This is a genomic window from Moorena sp. SIO4E2, from assembly GCF_010671945.1.
GTDB classification, from domain to species: Bacteria; Cyanobacteriota; Cyanobacteriia; order Cyanobacteriales; family Coleofasciculaceae; genus Moorena; species Moorena producens.
The window spans coordinates 1-8143 of the sequence record NZ_JAAHIE010000347.1; the positions used below are offsets into that span (position 1 = coordinate 1).

Consider the following 8143-nt stretch of genomic DNA (forward strand, 5'->3'; position numbering starts at 1 on the left):
TTTGTGGGTTAAGGCTAACTCCAAATTAGCATAGGACACCACCACCTCGGCGCTTAACGGTGGTGGAAGCTTCATAAACGCTATACTCCTATTGAGGTTGCAAGGCAAGAACTATAGCCTGAGTCCAGTGTAACTTGATCGGTGTAAACCTACAGGGTAAGTAGAACGAACGGCTATTTCCAGTATTTGGTTCAAAGAAATTAAATAATAATTGGAGATTAAATTTGCCACCATTTTTAATCGCATTCTTCAAGTCTTTTACTGGAAACAACGCATTTTTAATATTTTCATCACTAAGCTTAAATTCGCAATTTTGACCAGGACGAATTTTCCCAACGTCTTGGCTTTTGGGAGCCTCTTCCATATCATCAGAATTTACCCAAATCATGGGTCGGGAATTATTTTCCAAGTCAGTGATCAGACTCTTGTCCCAGTCTATTTCAATATAAACAGGATTCTCGTTGGATTTATTTTTAACACTCAGTTTAAGATCCTTTAAGTCATCCAATTTATAGCTAGGATCGAAGCCAAAGTTGACTTCCATGAAATCCTTAAGATTGTTCTTTTCCAGTTCCTGATTGATAGCATCAGAGTCTACCTTAACCGTTATGAGTTGGTCTATTTCCTGGAAAGCTTTGTACAAAACGTAAGTAACGCCGATTATATAAATCGTCAGGATTAGCAAGTTTTGGTCGTTATCCATTTATTGTAAACCTCTGAAAAATAGTAGTTGAAGGTTTTATTCCTTAATGGGAAGAAGTAGAGTATAGCACTACGCATTAAAGTTAGGACATTGCTAAAAGCTGAAAACCTGTTGTAGTAAACTTTTGACTTCTGACTTGTGACTTCTGACGCTAAGCGTAGCGCTATATGGATAAGGATTGGTAAATTATACCCCATAAATGAGTTTACTCAATATTGATTCACCCCATTACTAATCACCAACAGGACTTACGCGGTTAAGTTGATTTCGCCCCCCTAGCCCCCCAATTCTGGGGGGTAATGATGTCAAAGTCCCCCAAGCGAGGGATTGCTCGCTTGGGGGACCCACGGGGGCAAATGCGTAAGTCCTAACCAATCAAAAAGCAGCCTGTCCTCAGGGACAAGCCGCTTTAAGGCTTTATGCTAGCAAAGCAAGAGACTAGCTAATGGCACTAGCTAATGGCACTAGATCATGACACTACATCATGCCCATGCCGCCCATGCCGCCCATGCCACCCATGCCGCCCATGCCGCCCATGCCGCCCATGTCGGGAGCAGGAGCAGCAGATTTAGGTTCAGGTTTCTCTACCACCAGGGCTTCTGTGGTCAAGACCATACCAGCGATAGACGCAGCATTCTGTAGGGATGAGCGTACTACCTTAGCAGGGTCAATAATACCTGCAACAATCAAGTCTTCAATTGTGTCAGTAGCAGCATTATAGCCAACGTTACCAGTACTCTCCCGTACTTTCTCTACAATGACGGAACCTTCAACACCAGCATTATCCGCCATCTGAGCCAGGGGAGCTTCTAATGACTTGGCTACAATCCTTCCACCAACTTTCTCTTCTTCCTCTAGGTCGTTTGTCAGTGCAGGAATTTTTTCTATTAAGCGAATCAAGGTTGTACCACCACCAGGAACAATCCCTTCATCTACCGCAGCTTTAGTAGCGTTGAGGGCATCTTCAATCCGCAGCTTGCGGTCTTTGAGTTCTGTTTCAGTAGCCGCACCAACCTTAATGACTGCTACACCACCGGCCAGTTTAGCAATCCGTTCTTGCAGTTTCTCCTTATCGTATTCAGAGTCAGTTTCTGCTAGCTGGCGGCGGATTTGCTCAACTCGCTTTTCTACATCTGCCTTAGTTTGACCACCAGCTACTATGGTAGTAGTGTCTTTGTCAATGCTAACTTTGGTAGCATTTCCCAGCATATCTAGGGAGACAGTATCCAGGCTCAAACCAACGTCTTCGGATATTACCTGACCACCGGTCAAAACTGCAATATCCTGTAACATTTGCTTGCGGCGATCGCCAAATCCCGGTGCCTTGACCGCAGCGGCATTCAACACACCCCTGGCCTTATTCACCACCAGAGTTGCCAAGGCTTCTCCATCTAGATCTTCGGAAATAATCAGCAAGGGTTTGCTGTCACGAGCCACTTTTTCCAGAATCGGTACCAAATCCTGGATAACACTAATCTTTTTATCGGTAATCAGGATGTAGGGGTTTTCAAATTCCACTGTCATCCGTTCGTTATCGGTCACGAAGTAAGGGGAAATATAACCGCGATCGATCTGCATCCCTTCCACTACCTCTAATTCGGTGGAGAGGGATTTGGATTCTTCAACGGTGATCACACCATCTTTGGTGACCTTTTCCATGGCTTGGGCAATCATGTCACCCACTTCTTGATCGTTACCAGCGGAGACTGTAGCAACTTGAGCGATCCCAGTTCCCTGAACCGGCTGTGCCATGGCCTCAATCTCTTTGACCAGCTCGGCAACAGTTTTCTCGATTCCTCGGCGCACAGCTACAGGATTTGCCCCAGCTGCCACATTCTTAAGACCTTCCCGAATCATGGCCTGAGCCAGAATGGTAGCTGTGGTAGTGCCATCCCCAGCAACGTCTTTAGTCTTGGATGCGACTTCTTGAATCAGTCTAGCGCCAGTATTTTCTAATGGGTCTTCCAGTTCAATATCTTTGGCAACGGTAATACCATCATTGACAATCTGGGGTGCCCCATACTGTTTTTCCAGAAGCACATTACGACCTTTTGGACCAAGGGTAATACGTACAGCATCAGCTAAGGCATTGACCCCCCGCTCCAATGAGCGTCTGGATTCTTCGTCAAACGAAACGATTTTTGCCATTGGTTATTTGAACTTGCTTTGTGTCTCCATTAGCAAATTTAGCACTCTTACACGAAGAGTGCTAATTCGTCTGACAATTTTCAACTTTCCGGAAGTTGAAACACAGACCTGCCGGGGGGTTCAAGCCATAACCATACCACCATCGACATTAAACACTTGTCCAGTGATATAGGCAGCAGCTAGATCAGCTGCCAAAAACCTCACCATCCCAGCTACTTCTTCTGGCTTACCGTAACGACCTAGAGGAATCTGCTCGATAATGGCTTCTGACTTAAGGTCACTGGTCATATCAGTGTCAATAAAACCGGGAGCTACGGCATTGACTGTAATGCCACGACTAGCAAACTCTTTGGCAACGGTTTTGGTCAAGGCAATCACACCAGCCTTGGCAGCACTGTAATTGGCTTGACCAGAGTTTCCCATCTGTCCTGACACTGAAGCAATATTGATAATCCGACCAGACTTTTGCTTTAGCATCAGTTTGCTCACTGCTTTGATACATAAAAATACTCCAGTCAGGTTCAGATCAATTACTGCCTGCCAATCTGAGGGTTTCATGCGCAATAACAAGTTGTCGCGGGTAATCCCAGCATTATTCACTAGCACGTCTATACGACCAAACTTTTCGAGAGTCCCTTTAACTAGGGCATCGACTTGTTCAGCTTGAGACACATCAGCCTGAAGTGCTAAGGCTTCACCCCCAGCATCAATGATAGCCCCTACGACCTGATCAGCTGCATTACTGGAACTGGCGTAGTTGACTACAACCTTTGCCCCTGACCCAGCTAAGGCCAGGGCCACAGCTCGACCAATTCCTCGCGAGGCACCGGTCACGATGGCAATGCGATCGCTTAATTGTTGCGAAGATGGTTGCCCAGATGTCTGTAATGTTTCCATAAACCTTGAATTGTTTTCTATCCTGCCTGATCTTGTGCTGTGGGCAGGACAGGTTTCCTCCAAAGTTAACTTTACCGGAATCTTTAGCTTAGTCCAGCTCCAATCATTTTGGACTAGAATCGAGCAGAAGGACTAGGAAAGGTTTCTTGCTCATGGCCGTTAAAAAGCAGTTCAAAACGTTCCAAGAATTATTATCTGGCTCAGATGTGCCGGTGTTGGTAGATTTCTATGCCACTTGGTGTGGGCCATGTCAGATGATGGCTCCTATCCTAGAACAGGTCAATGCTGAGCTGAAAGATCGTTTGAAAGTTGTAAAAATTGATACAGAAAAATACCCCCAGCTAGCTTCCCAGTATCAGATTCAGGCGTTACCAACCTTGGTACTGTTTAAAAACGGTCAGCCTCAACAACGGATAGAGGGGCTCAGACCAGCGGAAGACCTGATTCAACAATTACAAGCTTTGATTTAAGATCATTTGGGGTGAAATTGTCCTTGATACCCAGACTGAGATGATCAGCTGATCGCTGATCGCTGATCGCTGATCGCTTACCGACCTTGCCCTTTGACCTTTTTTACCAGGGTTATGGAATTAGCCCCCGTGATTTATCTGGGATTTATCCGGGGGATATCAGTCTGTTAGATCAAAAAAACCTAGCTAGGAAGATGGGGCTTCATCCTCAGAAGAATCCGAAGAGGAATCTGATTCTTCTGGGGCAGATGGGGTGGAATCGCTGCTAGGTGTCGCTGATTTTTCTTCTTTCTCTTTAGCACGCTCCTCCCGCTTTTTGCGATCAGCTTGAATGGCATCTTCTATCACTACCCGAGCCTGTGCCATTTTTTCCAGGTTGCTGCGGTACAACTCCAAGTCTTTTTGTAGCTTTTCCGAAGGAAGGTTTAATCCACTGCTAATGTTGTTAATTACTTCTTCGAGCTGCTTTTGGTCTTGAGCTAACTCCGAGTCCGTCTGCTCTAGTAGTGAAAATAAACCAATGGCAAACAATCTGCTGTACTTAAACTGAGAATTTTGTGCGATCGCAGCTATAGTGGTTGCCAAATCCCCACTCCCATTTTCAGAGGTTGGGGAACTTAACCAGGAGATCAAATCTTGCCCAGACATAGAATCTACGCTGGTTTTGAGCCGTTGGGCATCTTCCTGGTACTGCTGAGCTTCACCTCCGACTGCTTGACACAGAGCATTAAAAATTGATTCTTTATCATTTTCCGGTTGATAGCTCTGCATAAACCGGTCAAAGCATGTCACCACACCTAAGCCATAGATGGGGTCGTAGTTAAAATCCACATTAACCGACAGCAAATGCATCTCTACCATCAACTCTTCTACTACACGTCGGTAAATAGAGTTAATGGGACGAGTGTGATAGGTGTAGAAATCCCGTTTAGTATCCGAGACTGTGCGAACAGTATTCACAAGGCAGATCAGAATTGAAGCTTTATATTATTTTTATTATCTCCCATGAAGCACCTACCACCAAATCCAAGATGATGCTGGGGGTTTCCAGTTTCATCCGCTGATGCCAGATTGGTCTTAATCAACGTCCGGAGGTTTTGCTCTGTCGCACTTACTCCCGCAGTAGGATTTCAATGCTTTGTTCCCCTACTACCCTGGCCGCAACCCGCCTCCCGCAGGTCCTTTGATTTATTGGACTTCAACTTGCTGTGGACTTATTTTTACAAAGCTCAGCCAAGTTATTTTCCCGAGCTGCCGCTAGTAGCATTCAAGCCCTTTTCGTCGGTCGGGTCAATCAGCACCTTTGCTATTTTAACACGCTCTGATCACACATCTGTGCTAAAAGATTGACCGAAGCCAAACCAAGCTTAATCTCAAACCTAATGGGTCGCAGATGTCTATTCAGGTGACGATACTACTGGATAAACCATCTAAGGCTTCTTCCTCCGTTTCAAAAATTTCAAACACCGTGTCCATCATAGTGACTTCAAACACCAGCTTGGCGTCTGGATGAACAGAACAAATGCGAAAGCTGCCCTTAATTTTGTCAGCATCTCGCATGCCAGCCACTAAGGATGTCAAACCCGAACTATCAATAAAGTCAACCTGACTCAGATTAACCACTACATGCCTGCGCAGTTGGGAAATACACTCTTGCAATTTCAGACGAAAAGGCCAAGCTGTAGTGATGTCCAAGCGTCCAATCGGTTTCAAAACAATCACATTTGTACCATCTTCAGTAGTATGAGTTTTCTGATCGATATGAACCATCAGCACCTCCTACAAAAAAGCTCATCAAAGTTACTTATCATTCAGCAAAACTATAATAATAACCATCCTGGCCATGGACACATTGAATGTAGTGATGTAATTACACATGGTTTTGTGTTTACTCCCGTTGAGGCTAAAGTGTGCCTCCCTCGGCTATCAAGGCTTGTGCATGCTCCTTGTCGCAGCTACCGCTGATTGAAACCTTCCCAAATCTACTTATAAAGATTTGAGAGTGCGTCCCAAACGATTAGGACTATTGCCACCTGTAGTCCCTGACTGCTTCCCACCCGACTGGAAAAGCTCTGAAATTATTGTTAATTCATAGACCCTGACTAACAAATTAAGCGGGGAAGACTTTTCTTAAAGCAAGCCCTCTGTGATTGGGATCATGGAGGTTCTCACTGCAAGCTAGTTTAGCTTACAGTGATTGGTGAAATGTCAGGGAGCGTATCCAAATTTTTGCACAAATCTGGTCATAAGACCTGAAGATTAAGGGAATAATGGGGATGAATCCTGGATTTCTATTCTATGTTCCCCCAGCTATCAGCTATCAGCTATCAGCTATCAGCTATCAGCTATCAGCTATCAGCTATCAGCTTATGTGCTACGCACACGCGATCGCGTTCAGCTATCAGCTATCAGTCATTGGCCGTAGGCCACGCTAATTGAGGTGCTATCACCTTTTGAATCAAACCGGTAAGCATTGGTTTAATCTCTATTACGTCAGCTGAATGCTGATATCTGACTGCTGATAGCTGATAGCTGATAGTAAAACGACCAGGGAATTTCAACCAGCCCTACCAGCACCCCCGATGCTTATTTACTACCTACCGTTGATTAGCTGACTGCTGATACCTGACTGCTGATACCTGACTGCTGATACCTGACTGCTGATACCTGACTGCTGTTCGCGTTCGCGGAGCGTGGCCAAAGGCCAAGCGTGCCCGTAGCGCATAAGCTGACTGCTGATACCTGACTGCTGATACCTGACTGCTGATACCTGACTGCTGATACCTGACTGCTGATACCTGACTGCTGATAACTTACGACTGATAGCTGACATCGAACCATCCTAGTATTGCCATAAGTGATATGACAACAGTTTAAGCTGTCCAGTTCGCCCAGTCTTGAGGCTTGAGAAATGTCTCATAGAGTTCAGATTCTGGTGTATTCGGTTCAGGTTGGTAACCGTATTCCCAACGCACTAAGGGGGGTAAGGACATCAGGATGGATTCAGTACGCCCGTTAGTTTGCAGACCAAAAATTGTGCCTCGGTCATACACCAGGTTAAATTCTACATATCGACCCCGACGATAGAGTTGGAAGTTACGTTCTCTGTCTCCATAGTCCATATCGCGACGGCGCTCTACAATGGGTAGATAAGCTGGTAAAAATGCCTCAGAGCAGGTTGTGACAAATGCAAATAAATCTTCCCAACTGCGAGGCTCTAAATCCCCAAGCTTTTCACTGTAAGCTGCTGCGGGACCATCTTGATGGGGACCACGATACAGTTTACCCGTGCCATCTTGATAGTCAAAAAATAAGCCTCCAACACCCCGCATTTCTTGACGGTGTTTCAGATAAAAATACTCATCGCACCAAGACTTGAACACTGGGTAATACTCAGGGTGATGAGCATCACAGGCTTCTTTCAATTGGCGGTGCAAATGGGCAGCATCTTCAGCAAAGGGATAGTAAGGGGTCAAATCGATTCCCCCACCAAACCACCAGACTGGTCCTGCCTCAAAGTAGCGATAATTCAGGTGAACCGTGGGGACATAGGGATTACGAGGATGCAATACTAGGGAGGTACCAGTAGCGAAAAAACCATGTCCAGCTGCCTCGGGGCGCTGTTTCAAAATTGAAGGTGGCAGCTGTTTGCCCCAAACTTCCGAAAAGTTAACCCCACCCTGTTCCAATACTGAACCATCGCGTATCACACGGGAACGACCACCACCCCCTTCGTCTCTGTCCCATTTATCTTCTCTGAAGGTGCCAATTCCGTCTACTTTTACTAGAGCATCACAAATCGTATCTTGCAGCTGTTGCATCAACTGCTTGACTCTCTCCCTAGAGTCGGCAGGAGGTAAAGAAGTGGTATTAGTGGTAGTTGTTGTGTCCGTCTGAAAAGCTGTCATAAACAATCCTAGTGAGT

The 8143-nt window shown here is 45.6% G+C and carries 9 protein-coding genes; 2 read left to right on the forward strand and 7 right to left on the reverse strand.

Going from position 1 to position 8143, the window contains the following annotated elements; genetic code table 11:
- Positions 1–88 precede the first annotated feature (88 nt).
- The 3 genes from F6K37_RS26605 to fabG form a co-directional block, all read right to left on the reverse strand.
- Positions 89–703, reverse strand: a complete 615-nt coding sequence (locus F6K37_RS26605; protein ID WP_008178215.1) for a hypothetical protein — start codon at positions 701–703, stop codon at positions 89–91.
- Between the two features lie 477 nt (positions 704–1180).
- A complete protein-coding gene (gene groL / locus F6K37_RS26610) occupies positions 1181–2851 on the reverse strand; it encodes a chaperonin GroEL (protein ID WP_008178217.1) in 1671 nt (556 codons plus the stop codon).
- A 120-nt stretch (positions 2852–2971) separates the two neighbouring features.
- Positions 2972–3748, reverse strand: a complete 777-nt coding sequence (gene fabG, locus F6K37_RS26615) for a 3-oxoacyl-[acyl-carrier-protein] reductase (RefSeq protein WP_008178219.1) — start codon at positions 3746–3748, stop codon at positions 2972–2974.
- 152 nt (positions 3749–3900) lie between these two features.
- On the opposite strand from fabG, the gene trxA reads away from it, so the two are divergent.
- Positions 3901–4218, forward strand: coding sequence for a thioredoxin (gene trxA / locus F6K37_RS26620; RefSeq protein ID WP_287253372.1), 318 nt, complete (start codon positions 3901–3903; stop codon positions 4216–4218).
- 186 nt (positions 4219–4404) lie between these two features.
- On the opposite strand, the gene psb29 is transcribed toward trxA, so the two are convergent.
- A complete protein-coding gene (psb29, locus tag F6K37_RS26625; protein ID WP_008178223.1) occupies positions 4405–5178 on the reverse strand; it encodes a photosystem II biogenesis protein Psp29 in 774 nt (257 codons plus the stop codon).
- A gap of 441 nt (positions 5179–5619) precedes the next feature.
- Entirely contained in the window at positions 5620–5988 is a 369-nt protein-coding gene (locus F6K37_RS26630; protein WP_008178225.1) for an STAS domain-containing protein, read from the reverse strand.
- 506 nt (positions 5989–6494) lie between these two features.
- Here F6K37_RS26630 and F6K37_RS26635 point away from each other — a divergent pair.
- A complete protein-coding gene (locus F6K37_RS26635) occupies positions 6495–6653 on the forward strand; it encodes a hypothetical protein (protein ID WP_287253377.1) in 159 nt (52 codons plus the stop codon).
- A gap of 158 nt (positions 6654–6811) precedes the next feature.
- On the opposite strand, the gene F6K37_RS26640 is transcribed toward F6K37_RS26635, so the two are convergent.
- Together F6K37_RS26640 and hemF are read right to left on the reverse strand one after the other, a co-directional pair.
- A complete protein-coding gene (locus F6K37_RS26640; RefSeq protein ID WP_287253375.1) occupies positions 6812–7051 on the reverse strand; it encodes a hypothetical protein in 240 nt (79 codons plus the stop codon).
- A 40-nt stretch (positions 7052–7091) separates the two neighbouring features.
- A complete protein-coding gene (gene hemF, locus F6K37_RS26645; protein WP_008178228.1) occupies positions 7092–8126 on the reverse strand; it encodes an oxygen-dependent coproporphyrinogen oxidase in 1035 nt (344 codons plus the stop codon).
- Between the last annotated feature and the right edge of the window lie 17 nt (positions 8127–8143).

Bases quoted from the DNA above. Each gene is read 5' to 3' on its own strand.
- F6K37_RS26605 (WP_008178215.1), bottom strand. From the start codon at position 703: ATGGATAACGACCAAAACTTGCTAATCCTGACGATTTATATAATCGGC.
- groL (WP_008178217.1), bottom strand. From the start codon at position 2,851: ATGGCAAAAATCGTTTCGTTTGACGAAGAATCCAGACGCTCATTGGAG.
- fabG (WP_008178219.1), bottom strand. From the start codon at position 3,748: ATGGAAACATTACAGACATCTGGGCAACCATCTTCGCAACAATTAAGC.
- trxA (WP_287253372.1), top strand. From the start codon at position 3,901: ATGGCCGTTAAAAAGCAGTTCAAAACGTTCCAAGAATTATTATCTGGC.
- F6K37_RS26630 (WP_008178225.1), bottom strand. From the start codon at position 5,988: ATGGTTCATATCGATCAGAAAACTCATACTACTGAAGATGGTACAAAT.
- F6K37_RS26635 (WP_287253377.1), top strand. From the start codon at position 6,495: ATGAATCCTGGATTTCTATTCTATGTTCCCCCAGCTATCAGCTATCAG.
- F6K37_RS26640 (WP_287253375.1), bottom strand. From the start codon at position 7,051: ATGTCAGCTATCAGTCGTAAGTTATCAGCAGTCAGGTATCAGCAGTCA.
- hemF (WP_008178228.1), bottom strand. From the start codon at position 8,126: ATGACAGCTTTTCAGACGGACACAACAACTACCACTAATACCACTTCT.